This is a genomic window from Pseudomonas sp. HR96 (assembly GCF_034059295.1).
Lineage (GTDB): Bacteria > Pseudomonadota > Gammaproteobacteria > Pseudomonadales > Pseudomonadaceae > Aquipseudomonas.
Map to the genome: position 1 here is coordinate 4,086,902 of NZ_CP139141.1, position 16,560 is coordinate 4,103,461.

General features: G+C 67.9%; 14 protein-coding genes. 4 read left to right on the forward strand and 10 right to left on the reverse strand.

The annotated features are described in order from the left end of the window. Positions 1-2: 2 nt before the first annotated feature. Genes SFA35_RS18290 through SFA35_RS18305 form a run of 4 tightly spaced genes read right to left on the reverse strand, consistent with a single transcriptional unit; the run spans position 3 to position 4,206 of the window. Entirely contained in the window at positions 3-2,012 is a 2,010-nt protein-coding gene (locus SFA35_RS18290; protein ID WP_320571938.1) for a DUF3488 and DUF4129 domain-containing transglutaminase family protein, read from the reverse strand. After that, positions 2,009-2,959 (reverse strand): DUF58 domain-containing protein, encoded by a 951-nt coding sequence (locus SFA35_RS18295; RefSeq protein ID WP_320571939.1) that lies wholly within the window; start codon positions 2,957-2,959, stop codon positions 2,009-2,011. Before SFA35_RS18295 ends, SFA35_RS18290 begins: the two co-directional genes overlap by 4 nt. After that, a complete protein-coding gene (locus tag SFA35_RS18300) occupies positions 2,956-3,873 on the reverse strand; it encodes a MoxR family ATPase (RefSeq protein ID WP_320571940.1) in 918 nt (305 codons plus the stop codon). The genes SFA35_RS18295 and SFA35_RS18300 overlap by 4 nt, the downstream gene beginning before the upstream one ends. A gap of 54 nt (positions 3,874-3,927) precedes the next feature. Next, positions 3,928-4,206 carry a hypothetical protein gene (locus tag SFA35_RS18305; RefSeq protein WP_320571941.1) on the reverse strand — a complete coding sequence of 93 codons (279 nt, stop codon included), beginning with the start codon at positions 4,204-4,206 and terminating at the stop codon, positions 3,928-3,930. A 141-nt stretch (positions 4,207-4,347) separates the two neighbouring features. Here SFA35_RS18305 and SFA35_RS18310 point away from each other — a divergent pair, with 141 nt between their 5' ends. Beyond that, a complete protein-coding gene (locus SFA35_RS18310; RefSeq protein WP_320571942.1) occupies positions 4,348-5,397 on the forward strand; it encodes a patatin-like phospholipase family protein in 1,050 nt (349 codons plus the stop codon). A 21-nt stretch (positions 5,398-5,418) separates the two neighbouring features. Here the strand turns inward: SFA35_RS18310 and SFA35_RS18315 are convergent, their stop codons facing one another. The 6 genes from SFA35_RS18315 to kdpF all read right to left on the reverse strand — a co-directional run bounded on the left by SFA35_RS18315 (position 5,419) and on the right by kdpF (position 13,483). Further along, entirely contained in the window at positions 5,419-6,105 is a 687-nt protein-coding gene (locus SFA35_RS18315; protein WP_320571943.1) for a response regulator, read from the reverse strand. Further along, positions 6,106-8,739 (reverse strand): sensor histidine kinase KdpD, encoded by a 2,634-nt coding sequence (locus tag SFA35_RS18320; protein ID WP_320571944.1) that lies wholly within the window; start codon positions 8,737-8,739, stop codon positions 6,106-6,108. A gap of 325 nt (positions 8,740-9,064) precedes the next feature. Beyond that, positions 9,065-9,613 carry a potassium-transporting ATPase subunit KdpC gene (kdpC, locus tag SFA35_RS18325; protein WP_320571945.1) on the reverse strand — a complete coding sequence of 183 codons (549 nt, stop codon included), beginning with the start codon at positions 9,611-9,613 and terminating at the stop codon, positions 9,065-9,067. Positions 9,614-9,623: 10 nt separating this feature from the next. Beyond that, entirely contained in the window at positions 9,624-11,675 is a 2,052-nt protein-coding gene (kdpB, locus tag SFA35_RS18330; RefSeq protein ID WP_414058553.1) for a potassium-transporting ATPase subunit KdpB, read from the reverse strand. Positions 11,676-11,691: 16 nt separating this feature from the next. Further along, a complete protein-coding gene (kdpA, locus tag SFA35_RS18335; RefSeq protein WP_320571947.1) occupies positions 11,692-13,386 on the reverse strand; it encodes a potassium-transporting ATPase subunit KdpA in 1,695 nt (564 codons plus the stop codon). A gap of 1 nt (position 13,387) precedes the next feature. Next, complete coding sequence (gene kdpF, locus SFA35_RS18340; RefSeq protein WP_320571948.1) at positions 13,388-13,483, reverse strand: K(+)-transporting ATPase subunit F; 96 nt, start codon at positions 13,481-13,483, stop codon at positions 13,388-13,390. A gap of 233 nt (positions 13,484-13,716) precedes the next feature. Between kdpF and SFA35_RS18345 the strand changes: the two genes are divergently transcribed. From SFA35_RS18345 to xopAW, 3 genes are all read left to right on the forward strand, one after another. Beyond that, the gene (locus SFA35_RS18345; RefSeq protein ID WP_320571949.1) at positions 13,717-14,478 is read left to right on the forward strand and encodes a response regulator; all 762 of its coding nucleotides are present in this window, start codon (positions 13,717-13,719) and stop codon (positions 14,476-14,478) included. Beyond that, on the forward strand, positions 14,478-15,563 hold the full coding sequence (locus SFA35_RS18350; protein WP_320571950.1) for a sensor histidine kinase: 1,086 nt from the start codon (positions 14,478-14,480) through the stop codon (positions 15,561-15,563). Before SFA35_RS18345 ends, SFA35_RS18350 begins: the two co-directional genes overlap by 1 nt. 109 nt (positions 15,564-15,672) lie before the next feature. Next, positions 15,673-16,548 carry an EF-hand domain-containing protein gene (gene xopAW, locus SFA35_RS18355; RefSeq protein WP_320571951.1) on the forward strand — a complete coding sequence of 292 codons (876 nt, stop codon included), beginning with the start codon at positions 15,673-15,675 and terminating at the stop codon, positions 16,546-16,548. Positions 16,549-16,560 lie beyond the last annotated feature (12 nt).

The window sequence follows — 16,560 nt, forward strand, 5'->3', positions numbered from 1 at the left end:
AGTTACTCCTTGCTGGGGCCATGGGAAGAAGATCTCAGACGTTTTTTCAGTGCCCGCAACGCCTGGCCAAGGGCGTCGGGGCGCTGGTGATCAGCGGGCAGACCAGCATAGCGCTGCCGATTGAAAGCGTCGGCAAAGGCGCGGATGGCCTGGCCATGGGCCGGCAAGGCCAGCGCCGCGCGGGCGGCGAAGGCGCTCGCGCCCTCGCCGGGTACGCGGACCAGGCCGCGCCGCTTGAGCAAGCGTTCGAAGGCGTGAAATTCGCGCAGCTGCGGGTCTTCACGGCGCTGCCAGGGTTTGAGCAGCCACAGCGACAGCACCAGCAGCAAGCCGACGATGCCCAGCGGCAACAGCCACAGCTGGCGCCCGGACAGCCAGTGCTGGAAGAACTGCGACTGCTGCTCGCCCTGATAGCCCAGCACCCAGCGCTGCCAGTTGTAGTTGAGGTTGTCCCAGCCCAGCTGCAGGCCACTGAGCCAGGCCTGGCCGGGATAATGGCGGCTGGCGAACGGCGAATCGGCCAGTGACTCCTGGTCATCCTGCAACGCCTGCTCGGGGCCCGACTCGATGCGCTGCGGCGCCACGGCGGCGGTTGGGTCGGCGTTGCGCCAGCCCACCCCGGCCTGCCAGTACTCGACCCAGGCGTGGGCCTGGTACTGGCGCACGATCAGGTAGTTGCCCGCCGGGTTGAGCTCGCCGCCTTGATAGCCAGCGACCACCCGCGCCGGCACGCCGGCGGCGCGCAGGACGAAGGTCATGGCGCCGGCGTAGTGCTCGCAGAAGCCGCGGCGCGTCTGGAAGAGGAAATCGTCGATGCTGTCGCGGCCCACGGCCGGCGGCTTGAGCGTGTAGTGGTAGTCCTCCTGGTGAAACTGTCGCAGCAGCGCCTGGACGATGGCCTCCGCCGTGGCGTTATGCGCCTTGAGCTGTTCGCCCAGAAGCCGGGCCTGGGGATTGCCGGTGGCCGGCAGGCTCAGGTCGATCTGCCGTACCTGCGGGTCCAGGTCGGGCTCGCGCTGCGCTTGCGGCCAGGACTGCACGCCGTACAGCAGCGCCTGCTCCACCGGGCGTTGACGCTGCAAGCGAAAGTCGCCCAGCTGGCGCACTCCGGCCAGCGAGGTACGGCCCAGGTCGAGAGCAAACAGCCAGGGCGAACCGCTGGGCTGCTGAATGATCTGGTAGTCCAGCTGCGGCCCGCGGGGTTGCCAGGCCGGCGCGCCACGGGCCAGGTTATAGTTGGCCTGGCTCCAGCGCCTGCCGTCGAAGCGCTCCAAGGTCAGGCCGCGCCAGTACAGCAGGGGCTTGGGCGGCACCGGGCCGGCGAAGTCGGCGCGAAAGGCAATCTCGCTGGAGCGCCCCAGCTCGACCATGTCCCCGGGCTCCATGCTCTCGGCCAGCCCGGTGAGGTGCTTGCTGCCGGGCATGGGCAGCGACCACAGCGGGTCCAGCCTCGGGAACAGCACGAACAGCAGCAGCATCAAGGGCAGCGCCTGGGCGATCAGCTTCAGCGCCAGGCGCCAGGTCGCCCAGCGCTGGCTGGTCAGGCGGGTCTGTTGCAGGCCGATCAGGGCGGCGAGCAAGGCGCTGACCGGCAGCAGGCTGTACAACGCCCACGGCAGGCTGGAGTCGAACAGGTAGCCGACCACCACGCAGAACAGCCCGAGGAAGATCAACACCCGCGCGTCTCGGCTGCTGTGCATCTCCAGCAATTTCAGCAGAAAGGCCGCCACCAGCAGCGCCGCAGCGGCGTCCAGGCCGATCATGCTGCCGCGCGAGGCGTACACGCCCAGGGCCACCAACAGCACCAGCATGAGTTTCAGCGCCCGCCCCGGCACCGGTGCGCGCATGCGCAGCATCTGCACGCGCCAGGCCGTGCAGGCCAGCCACAAGGCCGGCAGCCACAAGGGCACGTACAGCCACAAGGGCACCAGCACCAGCGCCTGGGCCAGCAGCAGCCAGCCCAGGCTGATGCGCGGGATGGCCGCCACCGGCGCCGGCGCGGCCTTGCTCATGGCCGCTGCCCGAACAGGGCCAGGGCCTGCAGACAGGCCAGGCGGTGCTCGTCGCCGCTGGCCAGGGGCAACTGCTGGCCAGGCAGCTGCAGGGCAAAGGGGATACTGCGGCGCGACAGCTCCAGTACCCAGTAGCACAGCCGCGACAGGCGCTGCTCGGCATCGCCGCCCAGGGCGAGAAAATCCAGGCACAGTTGCTCGCCGCGCAGGTCGGCGAAATCCTTGAGCAGCAGCGGACCGCCGCGGGACCAGGCCTTCCAGTGCATGCGCCGCCAGGAGTCGCCGGGCTGGTACTCCTTGAGGCCCTGAAAATCGTCCACGCCCTGGCCATGGGCGATCACGCTGTGGGCCTCCAGCGGCGGATCGCTGCTCGGCACCCCGGGCAACTCGCCCTGCAGGGGCCGCGGGTAGACCAGCGCACGCTGGCCCGGGTCGACCCAGCTCCAGGCGATCAATACCCCCAGGGGAAAGGTGCTTTCGATGCGGATCCTGGGCGCGCGCAGCCAGCCGCGCCGCTCGGCGGGCAAGTGCAGTTCAAGCTGCTGGACGTGCTGGGCGTCGATGTCCACCCGTTGCAGCTCGGCCGCCGTCCAGCCGGCCGCGATGGCCTGATGTTCGCGTCCCAGGCTTTCCAGGCGCAGGGTGAAGCGCGCGTGCTCGCCGGCAAACACCGCCGGCGCAGCGCCGGCGCTGAGCACCAGGCCGGCCAGGTTGCGGTAGGTGTGCAGGATCGCCACCACGAACACCGAGCCCAGCAGAAACACCAGGCCATAGGCCATGCTGTTCTGGTAGTTGATGGCTGCCAGCAGGATCAGCAGCAGCGCCAGGCCGAACCCGGCGCCGCTGCGGCTGGGCAGGATGAAGATGCGCCTGCCGTCCAGTTCGATGCGCGCAGCACTGGGCGTGCGTCGGTCCTGCCAACGCCGCCAGCGCTGGCGCGCGGTCACAGCGCAGCGACCTCGCGTAACAGCCACTGCACCAGTGGCCCGCCACCGGCACCCGCCGGGTCGGCCTGCTCGCGCAGGCGGTGGCTGACCACCGCCGGCAGCACCGCCTGGACGTCTTCGGGTATCACGTAGTCGCGACCCAGCAGCAAGGCCCAGGCCCGGGCCGCGCCCAGCAGCGCCAGGCTGGCGCGCGGCGACAGGCCCCAGGCAAATTGCGCCTGGCTGCGGGTGGCCTCGACCAGGCGCAGCACGTAGTCGACCAACGCATCGCTGACCCGCACCGCGCGCGCCTGCGCCTGCCAATGGGCCAGCTGCGCGTGATCGAGCACCGCCGCCAGACGCGGCAGCAGATCGCGCCGCGACTCGCCAAGCAGCAAGGCCTTTTCCGCCGCGCGGGCCGGGTAGCCCAGCGACAGGCGCATAAGGAAGCGGTCCAATTGCGATTCCGGCAGGGCGAAAGTGCCACCCTGGGTGCTGGGGTTCTGCGTGGCGATCACGAAGAACGGCCGCGGCAGGGCCCGCGTGGCGCCCTCGATGGTCACCTGGCCCTCCTCCATCGCCTCCAGCAGCGCGCTCTGGCTCTTGGGGGTGGCGCGGTTGATCTCGTCGGCCAGCACCAGTTCGGCGAAAATCGGCCCTTCATGAAAGACAAACTGACCGGAATCCTTGTCGAACACCGAGGTGCCGAGGATGTCGCTGGGCAGCAGATCGGAGGTGAACTGAATGCGCTGGAAACTCAAGCCCAGCACCCGCGCCAGGGTGTGGCTGAGGGTGGTCTTGCCCATGCCGGGCAGGTCTTCGACCAGCAGGTGGCCGCCGGCGACGATACAGGTCAGCGCCAGGCGCACCTGCTGTTCCTTGCCGAGCAATACCTGGTTGATGACGCCCAGGCATTCTTCCAGTTGACTGCGCATGCGTGAACGCTCCCTGCAGCAGGCCCGGCGCCGAACGCGCCGGGCCAAGGCCGATCAACGACCGGCGCGGGACTCGCGAATGTAGAAGCGAGCCTTCTCGGCTTTCTCGTCGCAACCCTGGAAGGCTTCGAATTGTTGCTGGGTCTTGGCCCCCGTCAACAACGACAACGCCTTGGAGTAGCTGACCGTCCCGGCAAAGCCTTCGGCCTTGGCCAGGTCCAGTTCATGCCAGGCGGCATCGAGCTGGGTGGCGCAACTATCACGGTAAGCAGTCTTACCGGCACAACCTGTCAAGACCAACGCTAACAACGGCAGACAGACCCAGGCTTTCATCGATGACACCTCAAAAGGGAGAACGCGGATAGACGACGCACTTAGGACCGATGCGCAACATGAAAAGTGCCACATCCCGCATTGAGCCGACCGTCCATCGGGTGCATTGTAGAGGCCTGATGGCTCTTGGGGGAAAACCGCGTGCATAACGACAAACGAGTGGCCCTGGTGCTGGGCTCGGGCGGGGCCCGCGGCTATGCGCATATCGGCGTGATCGAGGAAATCGAACGGCGCGGCTACAACATTGCCTGCGTCGCCGGCTGCTCCATGGGCGCGGTGGTCGGGGGCATCTATGCCGCTGGCAAGCTGCCCGACTACCGGCGCTGGATCGAGAGCCTGGACTACCTCGACGTGCTGCGGCTGGTCGACGTGAGTTTTCGCCTGGGCGCGATTCGCGGCGAGAAGGTGTTCGGGCAGATTCGCAAGATCGTCGGAGAGATGAACATCGAAGACCTGCGCATCCCCTACACCGCCGTGGCCACCGACCTCACCAACCAGCAGGAAATCTGGTTTCAGGAAGGCGACCTGCACCAGGCCATGCGCGCCTCGGCGGCGATCCCCAGCCTGTTCACCCCGGTGATGCAGGGCAATCGCATGCTGGTCGATGGCGGCCTGCTCAACCCCTTGCCGATCGTGCCGGTGGTCTCCAGCCACTGCGACCTGATCATCGCCGTCAACCTCAACGCCACCAACCAGAAGCAGTACGTGCTGCCGGTGATCGAGCGCCCGGCGGCGTTCAAGCAGCGCTTCAACAGCGTGCTCAGTTCCCTGGGCTCGCGCCTGCCGTTTCGCCGCCAGCCGGCCGAGCAGCTGCTGCGCATCGAACAGGAGACCCTGCAGGTCGCCGCTGGCGACCCCTGGCTGGGCGGCCCGTTGCCGCCCTCGGCCCGCGCGGCGGCGCCCGAAGCACCCGGCGCGCCGGCGTCGGCAACCGGCTCGGTGACCATCGACAACGTCGGCCCGGCGTCGCTGCTGGACCTGATCAACCAGAGCTTCGAGGTGATGCAGACGTCGCTGGCGCAGTACAAGATCGCCGGCTACCCGCCTGATGTGCTGATCAACGTGCCCAAGCGGGTGTGCCGCTTCTTCGAGTTCTACAAGGCCCCGGAGCTGATCGAGCTGGGGCGCATCATTGCCCGCGATACCCTGGACGCGTATGAGCGCGAAAGCGAACATCAAACCGCTCGCTGATGCGCCTTCCACGGGCGGCCCTCACCCCATCAACCGATACCCCACCCCCGCCTCGGTGACGATATACCTCGGCGCCGCCGGCTCATCCGCCAGCTTCTGGCGCAGGTGCGCCACGACGATGCGCAGGTAGTGGCTGTCATCGACATGGCTCGGCCCCCAAACGTCCTTGAGCAGCTGCTGCTGGGTGATCACGCGCCCCGGATGCCGGGCCAGCTGCGCGAGCACCGCGTACTCCTTGCGGGTCAAGGCCACCTCGGCGTCGCCCAGGCTGACCCGGCGCAGGGCCAGGTCGATGCGCAGCTGGCCGACCTGCACCAGCGCCGGCGCCGCCTCGCCGGCCGGCGCCTGGCGCAGCAGGGCGCGCAGCCGGGCGAGAAATTCCTGGATGCCGAACGGCTTGGTCACGTAGTCGTTGGCGCCGCCATCCAGCGCCAGCACCTTGTCGGCCTCGCCGGCGCGCACCGAGAGCACCAGCACCGGGACCTGCGACCACTCGCGCAGCTCGGCCAGGGCCTGCTGGCCGTCCATGTCCGGCAGGCCGAGGTCGAGCACCACCAGGTCGGGCTTGTTCAGCGCTGCCTGGCTCAGGCCCTCGCCAGCGGTCGCTGCCTCCAGCACCTTGTAGCCTTGGGAGCTCAGGCTGATGCGCAGGAACTTGCGGATCTGCGGTTCGTCGTCGATGACCAGGATGGTCGCGGTCTGGCTCATTCAGCTGTCTTCGTCCGCGCCGGGTTGGCGCTGCAGCGGCAAGCATAAGGTGATCCGCGTGCCACGGCCATCGATGCCGTCGGCAACGACGATCTGCCCGCCATGGGCACCGATCATGCCTTGGCATATGGCAAGGCCCAGCCCGGTGCCCTGGCCGCCGCGATCACCACGGGCGGCGGTGTAGAACATGTCGAAGATCTGCGCGCGTTCGGCCTTGGGAATGCCCGGGCCCTCGTCGGCCACCCGCAGCTCCAACTGCTCGCCGTGCACCTGCGCCGCCACCTGCAGACGCCCGCCCGGCGGCGAGAAACGCGCGGCATTTTCCAGCACGTTGACCAGTGCCTGTTCGATCAGCGCGGCGTGCACGAACAGCAATGGCAGCTCGGCCGGCACCTGCACGCTGACCTGCAACGGCGCCAGCACCGCCCGCAGGCGGTGGGTGGCGCTGGCGACGATGTCGCCGGGGGCGACCCAGTCGCGGCTGAGCTTGAGCGCGCCATGGCCCAGGCGCGTCATGTCGAGCAGGTTCTGGATGTAGCGGTCCAGGCGCTCGGCTTCGTCGCGGGTGCCTTCCAGCAATTCTTCGCGATCGGCCCGGGGAATGGCTTCGCCCAGCGCCAGCAGGCTGTCGATGCTGCCGCGCATGGCCGTCAGCGGCGTGCGCAGGTCATGGGACACCGAGGCCAGCAAGGCGCTGCGCAACTGTTCGGTTTCGCCGTGCAGGCGCGCCGCTTCGAGTTGGTCGGCCAACCGCGCCCGCGCCAGCGCCTGGGCCAGTGGCTGGCCGAGGGCGGTGAGCAGGCGCCGACGCGGCGCCGCCAACGCCTGGTCGCCCTCGCCGCGCACGCCCAGCAGCGCCAGGGGTTGACCCTCCAGCGCCAGCGGCCACCACCACCAGCGGCCGGCGGGCAAGGTGCCGGTGCCCTGCCCCGCTGCCTGCTGATGCTGCCAGGCCCAGGCGGCAGCGGCCTGTTCGGTCTCGCTTAAGGCCAGCAGCGGGTGCCACAGGGTCTCGCCCTGGCGTTCCAGGACCTGCACCTCCACGTCCTGCCAGGCGGCGAAATGCTGGCGGGCGGCGGCCAGTACCGCCTGGTGGTCGGTGGCCGCCGCCAGGCGTCGCGACAGGTCGAGCAGTTCGCCGGTTTCCCGCCGGGTTTCCCGCAGGGCCTGCAACTGCCGGCGCTGGCGCGCGGCGAGGTTGCCGGTCAGCAGGGCCATGAGCATGAAGAACAGCAAGGTCAGCACGTCTTCCTCGCGCTGGATGCTGAACGAGAACAGCGGCGGGATGAACAGGAAGTCGTAGGCCAGAAACGATAGCCCCGCGCACAGCAGCGCCGGCCCGGGGCTGCTGCGCACCGCCACCAGCAGCACGGCGCCGAGGAACACCAAAGAAATATTCGGCAGCGGCAACAGGCTGGCCACCGCCCAGGCCAGGGCGCTGGCCAGCACCGTGGCCACCAGGGCCAGGGCGTAGTCGCGCCAGGGAGCGCTGGCGTGCAGGGTCAGGCGGGCGCTGTCGGTGCTCTCGCCGGCGCGGTCGAGCACGTTGATCTCCATGCCCTGGCCATCGCGCAGCAGGCGCCCGGCCACCCCGCCGCGCCAGCGCGAGCGACGCGACTGGCCGACCAGCAGCAGGCTGGCGCGTCGCTCGCGGGCCTGGCGCAATAAGGTCGCGGCAACGTCTTCGGCGCGCAGCTCGAGCACTTCGCCGCCCAGGCGCTCGGCCAGTTGCTGGGCGTTCTGCAGGTAGGTGCGGGCCAGCTCGTCGCGCGGCTTGCCGTCATCGACGAAGACCAGGCTCCACGGCAGGTGCCGGCGCTGCGCCACCCGGCTGGCGTGGCGCACCAGGCGCTCGGCCTGCCCGTTGCCTTGCACGCCCACCAGCAGCCGACCGCGCACGCTGGGCGGCGCTTCGCCGCGCTGGTGATAGCCCTGGGCCAGGTCGGCATCCACCTGGGCTGCGGCAGTCTGCAGGGCCAGCTCGCGCAGGGCGTTGAGGTTGGTCTGGGAGAAGAAGGCGTCAATCGCCGCCCGCGCCTGCTCGGGCACATAGACCTTGCCATCGCGCAGGCGCTCGAGCAGCTCGCGCGCCGGCAAGTCGACCAGCACCAGTTCGAAGGCCTCCTGCACCACCCAGTCGGGCAGGGTTTCGCGCACCCGCACGCCGGTGATATCGCGCACCTGATCGTTGAGGCTTTCCAGGTGCTGCACGTTGACTGTGGTGTAGACGTCGATGCCCGCGCCGAGCAGTTCCTGGACATCCTGCCAGCGCTTGCTGTGGCGGCTGCCCGGCGCATTGCTGTGGGCCAGCTCGTCGATCAACGCCAGCTGTGGAGCGCTGGCCAGCAGCGTATCCAGGTCCAGTTCCTCCAGCCAGATGCCGCGATGCTCGCGGCGCAGCAGGGGCAGTTGCGGCAGGCCGGCCAGCAGCGCCTCGGTCTCGCGCCGGCCGTGGGTCTCGACCACCCCGGCCAGCACCCCGAGGCCCTGGCGCTGGCGATCATGGGCGGCCTGGAGCATGGCGTAGGTCTTGCCCACGCCGGGAGCGGCGCCGAGGAAGACCTTGAGGCGGCCACGGCCGGGGTGCGGCAGGTCGGCCAGGAGGGCGTCGGCGCGTTGCGGGTTGGGGGGCATGCTGGGCGGGGCCTTGGGTTGAGTTGGGGGTGGGTGGATTGAGGTTGAGTGCATGTCTGGAGGCTCAATAGGGCGACCAACGGCCGCCCGCGCGGCCTATCGCCAGCTACGCCGGCTCCTACATTTGCTTCGAACGTGCCATTCCAGACAGACCACCTATGACCGCCTTGAACATCAAAGGCGGTCGGAGGCGATGCCACTGGATGCCTATGAATCAAAACAGACGTGGGAGCGCGCGCAGCCCGCGATAGGCCGCGCGGGCGGCCGGTGGTGGCCCTATTGAACCTCTCGACGGACACCAACGACCCTATTGAACCTCAAGGACCTACCGTAGCCCATCCAGCGCCAGGTTCAAAGCCAGCACATTGACCACCGGCGGGCCGACCAGGGGCGACTCGGTGTGGGCCTGCACCAGCGCCTGCAATTTCTCCTCGGGCAGGTGGCGCGCGGCGGCTACGCGCGGCAGTTGCCAGGCGATGGCTGCAGGCGGCAGGTGCGGGTCCAGGCCACTGCCCGAGGTGGTCAGCATGGCCAGCGGCACCGGGCCCTGCCCGCTCGCCTGCAACTTGGCCGCATCGGCATTGATGCGTGCGGCCAGCGCCGGGTTGCTCGGCGCCAGGTTGCTGGCGCTGCTGGACACAGTGGCGAAGGCGCCTGCCGAGGGGCGCGGGTGGAACCAGCTGTCGCCGGTGAAGTCCTCGGCCAGCAGCAGAGAGCCGCGCACCTTGCCGTCGGCGTCGCGCACCAGGCTGCCGTTGGCCTGATCGGGAAAGGCAAACTGGGCGATACCGGTCACCACCATTGGGTAGGCGACGCCGGTGATCAGGGTCATCAACACCATCAGGCTCAGGGCCGGACGCAGATAGTTGGACATGTCGTACTCCTCAAACCAGGTGCAAAGCAGTGAGAATCAGGTCGATCAGCTTGATGCCGATGAAGGGCACCAGCAGCCCGCCCAGGCCATAGATCAGCAGGTTGCGGCGCAGCAGCTGGGCGGCGCTGGCGGCCTGCACGCGCACCCCGCGCAGAGCCAGGGGCACCAGCGCAATGATGATCAGGGCGTTGAAGACGATGGCCGAGAGGATCGCGCTGCGCGGGCTGCTCAGGTGCATGACGTTGAGTACGCCCAGCTGCGGATAGATGGCCGCGAACAGCGCCGGCAGGATGGCGAAGTACTTGGCCACGTCGTTGGCGATGGAAAAGGTGGTCAGCGCGCCACGGGTCACCAGCAGCTCCTTGCCGATCTGTACTACGTCCAGCAGCTTGGTCGGATCGCTGTCCAGGTCGACCATGTTGGCCGCCTCCCGCGCCGCCTGGGTGCCGTCGTTCATGGCCATGCCGACATCGGCCTGGGCCAGCGCCGGGGCGTCGTTGGCGCCGTCGCCGCACATCGCCACCAGGCGGCCGTCGTCCTGTTCCTGGCGAATGCGCGCCAGTTTCTTCTCCGGCGTTGCCTCGGCAATGACGTCATCGACCCCGGCCTCGGCGGCAATGGCCGCTGCCGTCAGCGGGTTGTCGCCGGTCACCATGACTGTGCGGATACCCAGCCGGCGCAGCTCCTCGAAGCGCTCGCGGATGCCGGGCTTGACCACGTCCTTGAGGTGAATGGCGCCCAGCAGGCGTTGGTCCTTGCACACCAGCAGGGGCGTGCCGCCGCTCTGGGCGATGCGCTCGATGTCCTGGGCCAGGCCCACGGGCAGGTCGCGGCGGGTCTTGCCGATGAACGCCAGCAAGGAATCGACTGCGCCCTTGCGGTACAGCTGCGCGCCCAGGTCGATGCCCGACAGCCGGGTCTGCGCGCTGAACGCCACCGCGGCATAGGCCTCGCTGTGCGGCTCGGCGATGTCGTGCAACTGGCGCACGTAGTCGGCGATCGACTTGCCCTCGGCGGTTTCGTCGCCCAGCGACGCCAGCAACGCGCCCTCGGCCAGCTCCAGCGGACCGACGCCGGGGGCGGTATGCAGGGCGGTGCAGCGGCGGTTACCGAAGGTGATGGTGCCGGTCTTGTCCAGCAGCAGCACGTGCACGTCGCCGGCCGCCTCTACCGCACGGCCGGAGGTGGCGATGACGTTGAGGCGCACCAGGCGGTCCATGCCGGCGATGCCGATGGCCGACAGCAGGCCGCCGATGGTGGTCGGAATCAGGGTCACCAGCAGCGCCACCAGAAACACCAGCGGCAGGCTGCCACCCGCGAAATGGGCGAACGGCTGCAGGGTCACCACCACCAGCAGGAAGATCAGGGTCAGGCCGATCAGCAGGATGTCGAGGGCGATCTCGTTAGGGGTCTTCTGCCGACGCGCGCCCTCCACCAGCGCGATCATGCGGTCCAGGGTCGACTCGCCGGGGTTGGCGGTGATCTGCACCAGCAGCCAGTCCGACACCAGCCGGGTGTTGCCGGTGACGGCCGAGCGGTCGCCGCCGGACTCGCGGATCACCGGCGCCGATTCTCCGGTGATGGCCGCCTCGTTGACAGCGGCGATGCCTTGAATCACTTCACCGTCGCCGGGGATCATCTCGCCGGCCTCGACCCGCACCACGTCACCACGGCGCAGCGCGGTGGCGGCGACTACCTCGAAGCTGCCCTGGGCGTTGCGCCGCCGCGCCGTCAGGCCCTGGCTACCCGCCTTGAGGCTGTCGGCCCGCGCCTTGCCGCGGCCTTCGGCCAGGGCTTCGGCGAAATTGGCGAACAGCACGGTGAACCACAGCCACAGCGCGATCTGCACGGCGATGTACAACGGCACCTGGGCATCCGGCACCAGGCACAGCAGCGTGGTGAGGATGGCGGTCAGCTCGACCACCAGCATCACCGGCGCGCGCTTGAGCTGCCGCGGGTCGAGCTTGACGAAGGCCTGCAGCAACGCTGGGCGCCACAGGCTGGAGATTGCAGTGGCCGACGAGGTCGAGGCGTCGACCCGCACGGCATTCTTGACGGGCATGTTCATCATCGATTCCTTAAAAGGCCAGGCTCAGGTGTTCGGCGATCGGCCCCAGGGCCAGGGTCGGCAGAAAGGTCAGGCCGCCCACCAGCAGGATGGTCACGCCGAGCAGGGTCACGAACAGCAGGCCGTGGGTGGGAAAACTGTTGGGTCCCACCGGCGCGGTCTTCTTGATGGCCAGGCCGCCGGCCAGGGCCAGCACCGGCAGGATGTAGCCGAAGCGGCCAATGAACATCGCCAGGCTGAGCATCAGGTTGTGGAATGCGGTGTTGGCGCTGAACCCGCCGAACGCCGAGCCGTTGTTCGCCGACGCCGAGGTGTAGGCATACAGCAGCTGGCTGAAGCCGTGCGGCCCGGGGTTGCTCACCGCGCCCGCCGGCCCCGGCAGGCTGGCGGCAATGGCGCCGAGCACCAGTGTGCCGATCGGCATCACCAGCAGGGTCGCCACCAGCAGCTGAACCTCGCGGGCCTGCAGCTTCTTGCCGAGGTATTCCGGGGTGCGACCGATCATCAGCCCGGCCAGGAACACCGCGATCAGCACGTTGAGCAGCATGCCGTAGAGGCCGGCGCCGACGCCGCCGAAGATCACCTCGCCGACCATCATGTTGGCCATGGCCACCAGCCCGGTCAGCGGGTTGAGGCTGTCGTGCATGGCGTTCACCGAGCCGTTGGACGCCGCTGTGGTGGTCACCGCCCACAGGGCGCTGGCGGTGGTACCGAAGCGGGTTTCCTTGCCTTCCAGGGGCGCGGCCTGCTGCACCAGGCTGGCATCGCCACCGGGCACCGGCTGGTATTCCGACCAGACCGCCACTGCGCCGCCGATCAGCAGCAGCGCCAGCATGCAGCCCATGATCGCCCGGCTCTGGCGCAGGTCCTTGACGTAGTGGCCAAAGGTGAACACCAGCGCCGCCGGGATGAGGATGATCGCCACCAGCTCAAACAGCCCGCTCCAGGCCGTGGGGTTTTCGAACGGGTGCGCCGAGTTGGCGCCGAAGAAGCCGCCGCCGTTGGTGCCCAACTGCTTGATGGCGATCTGGCTGGCCGCCGGGCCGAGCGGGATCACCTGGTCGACGCCTTGCAGGGTGACGCTGCTTATATAGTGGCTGAAGGTCTGCGGCACGCCCTGCCAGACCAGCACCAGCGCCAGCACCAGGCACAACGGCAGCAGGCCATAGAGGGTGGCGCGGGTCATGTCGACCCAGAAGTTGCCGATGCTGCTGGCCGAGCGTTGGCCGATGCCGCGGCACAGGGCTACCAGCACCGCCAGGCCGGTCGCCGCGCTGACGAAGTTCTGCACCGTCAGGCCGGCCATCTGGCTGAGGTAGCTGAGCGAGGCTTCACCGCTGTAGGACTGCCAGTTGGTATTGGTGACGAAACTCACCGCCGTGTTGAACGCCAGGGTCCATTCCAGCCCGGGCAGATTCTGCCCATTGAGTGGCAACACGCCCTGCCCCAGCAGAATGGCGAAGAGGATGACGAAGCCGGCCAGATTGAAGGCCAGCAAGGCCAGGGCGTAGCGCTGCCAGCTTTGCTGTTCCTTGGGGTCGACTCCGGACAATCGGTAGCAACTGCGCTCTACGGGGCCGATGATCGGGCTCAGCCAGGTGCGCTGGCCTTCCATCACGCGGAAATAGAAGCGCCCGAGCAGCGGCGCGGGAAGCAATACCATGGCCAGGAAGGCGATGATCAAGGCATAGTCGTAACTGTGCATGTCAGACCTCACCCCGGCCAGCCTGCAACAGCGCCACCAGCAGATAAATAAACAGTGCCACTGCCAGCAGCAATGACACACCGTCCAGAACGCCCATGATGGTTTTCTCCGTTAGACCAATGACGGCATCTGCCGCTGGGGCTATTCTCGGAGGGAGGGCTGTAAAGGTTCGAGAACACGAGCCGACGATCGGCATAAAGATTTCGTAAAAAAGCCGACTTTTGTATCAATCTCGATACATTCCGGAAATGCCGGCAACATGCGCGGCCGCTACTGTCGCCGCACGCGACATCCCACCCCCCGGCATTTTCCCAGGCAGACGAAACAAGCATGCAGACCAACCCGCAAACCCCCGCCGACGCCAGCAAAGGCCTGGCTGACGAAGACAAACGCTGGAATACCCGCGCGCTCATCGTCGATGACGACGTGCCGATCCGCGAGCTGTTGATCGACTACCTCGCCCGTTTCGGGATCTTTGCAGTAGGTGTCAGCGACGGCGAAGGGATGCGCCAGGTGCTGCAGGAAGAAACCTTCGACGTGGTGGTCCTCGACCTGATGCTGCCGGGCGAAGACGGCCTGTCGCTGTGCCGCTGGTTGCGCTCGGAGTCGGACATCCCGATTCTCATGCTCACCGCGCGTTGCGAGCCGACCGACCGCATCATTGGCCTGGAACTGGGCGCCGACGACTACATGGCCAAGCCGTTCGAGCCCCGCGAACTGGTGGCGCGCATTCAGACCATCCTGCGCCGGGTACGCGACGACCGCACCGAGCAGCGCGCCAACGTGCGCTTCGACAACTGGCGCCTGAACAGCGTGCTGCGCCAGCTGATCGCCGCCGACGGCCTGGTGGTGCCGCTGTCCAACGCCGAATTCCGCCTGCTGTGGGTGTTCCTTGAGCGCCCGCGCCGGGTACTCAGCCGCGAACAGTTGCTGGACGCGGCCCGTGGCCGTTCCATCGAGGCGTTCGACCGCAGCATCGACCTGCTGGTCTCACGCCTGCGCCAGAAACTCGGCGACGACCCCAAGGCTCCGCAATTGATCAAGACCGTCCGCGGTGAGGGCTACCTGTTCGACGCGAGAGAAATTGGCTAATGAGAAGCCCCGATACGCTGTTCGCCCGCCTGTTCGGCGTGTCGTTGATCGCCATTCTCTTTGCCCACGTGCTGGCCTTTCTGTGGTTTCAGGAATACGGCTTCCCACCGCCCCCGCCGCGTCCCGAGCAGATGCAGATGCAATCGGAGCACCGCCAGGCAGGTGCCGATGAGGACGGCGGCGCCATCGCTGCCCAGCCCTACCCGCGCGATGAACGCCCGCCACCGCCCCGGCGCCTGTTCGGTGGGCCGATCGTGCCGCTTATGTTCCAGCTGATCACTCTGGTGGTGGCCGCCTGGTACGGCGCCAAGCTGCTGTCGCGACCGATCCAGCGCTTCAGCAATGCCGCCGAGCGCCTGAGCGAGAACCTCGACAGCCCGCCGCTGGAAGAAACCGGCCCGCGTGAAGCGCGCCAGGTGGCTTCCACATTCAACCGCATGCAGCAGCGCATCCGCGAACAGGTGCAGGCCCGCGCGCGCATGCTCGGCGCGGTCTCCCATGACCTGCGCACGCCGCTGTCGCGGCTCAAGCTGCGCCTGGAGCAGCTGGACAACGAAAAGCTGCAGAATCAGATGCGCCAGGACCTGGACGACATGATCGGCATGCTCGATGCGACCCTGACCTACCTGCACGAGCAGCGCACCAGCGAAGTCCAGCAGATGTACGACGTACAAGCGCTGGTCGAATCCCTGTGCGAGAACGCCCAGGATCATGGTGCCGACGCCCAGTACAGCGGCCATTGCGCGCCCCTGCTGGTGCAGCCCATGGCGCTGCGCTCGTGCATCGGCAATCTGCTGGACAACGCCCTGCGCTATGGCGGCGCGACCTTGATCGACATCCAGGACAGCCGTCGCGAGCTGCTGATCCGCGTTATCGACCACGGGCCCGGCATCAGCGCAGAGCAGCGCGAGGCCGTGTTCGAGCCGTTCTATCGCCTGGAAGGCTCGCGCAATCGCAATTCGGGGGGCGTGGGCCTGGGCATGACCATCGCCCGCGAAGCGGTGCAGCGGCTGGGCGGCGAACTGCGTCTGGAAGAAACACCTGGCGGCGGTTTAACGGCAGTGGTGCGCCTGCCAAGGGCTTGACGTCAGTAACCCGGGCGATACACAAGACGCACACGCCTGACAAATTGTTACCAGATGCTACGCAAGTCGACACGCAGATGTCGGCCGACCTAGCCTCCGGAGCATTCACATGATCAGCAGCGTCAGCAGTTCCCTGTCGAGCTATCTCTCCTCGACCAGCACCACGAGCACCATCACTGCCAATGCCAAGAAATTTCAGCAACAGTTGCTGAGCAAGCTCGACACCGACGGTGACGGCAAGATCACCCAGGCCGAACTGAAGACCGCGGTGTCCGACAGCTCCAGCAGCAGCTCTACGTCCGGCCAGGGCTCGGACGGCGTGCTGGTCAGCCTGAGCAAGGACTTCAGCAAACTGGACAGCGATTCGGACGGCAGCCTCAGCCTCGACGAACTGGCCGCCATGACCCCGCCACCGATGCCGCCTCAGGGCGACAGCGGCGCACCGTCCACGGACGCTGTCGACCAACTGATGAGCGCCATCGACAGCAGCGGCGACGGCAGCATCAGCAGCGACGAACTGAGCACGGCCCTGACCAAGGCCGGCGACACCACCGACAGCAGCAGCGCCGTGTTCTCGCTGCTCGACACCAACCAGGACGGCACCGTCAGCTCCGACGAACTGGCGGCCGCCATGACCCCGCCACCACCACCGCCGGCCCAGGCCACTTCGTCCAGCGCCGCGGCCAGCGACCTGTTCAGCGCCCTGGACAGCGATGGCAGCGGCAGCATCAGCGAAAGCGAACTGGCCAGCGCCTTGAGCTCGTCCAGCGACAACTCCTCCAGCGACAGCTCCAGCTCGTCTTCCAACACTTCGAGCGACAGCCTGGCCAGCCTGCTTGGCAGCACCTCGTCGACGTCCACCGACAGCGACACTGCCAAGAGCATCGAAGCTGCCGCCCTGGCCAAGATGATCGCCAGCCTGAGCAAGCAGTATCAGCTCAACGCCACCCAGTCGCTGGGCAGCCAGGTGACTACGGCGGCCTGATCGGCGCCGCTG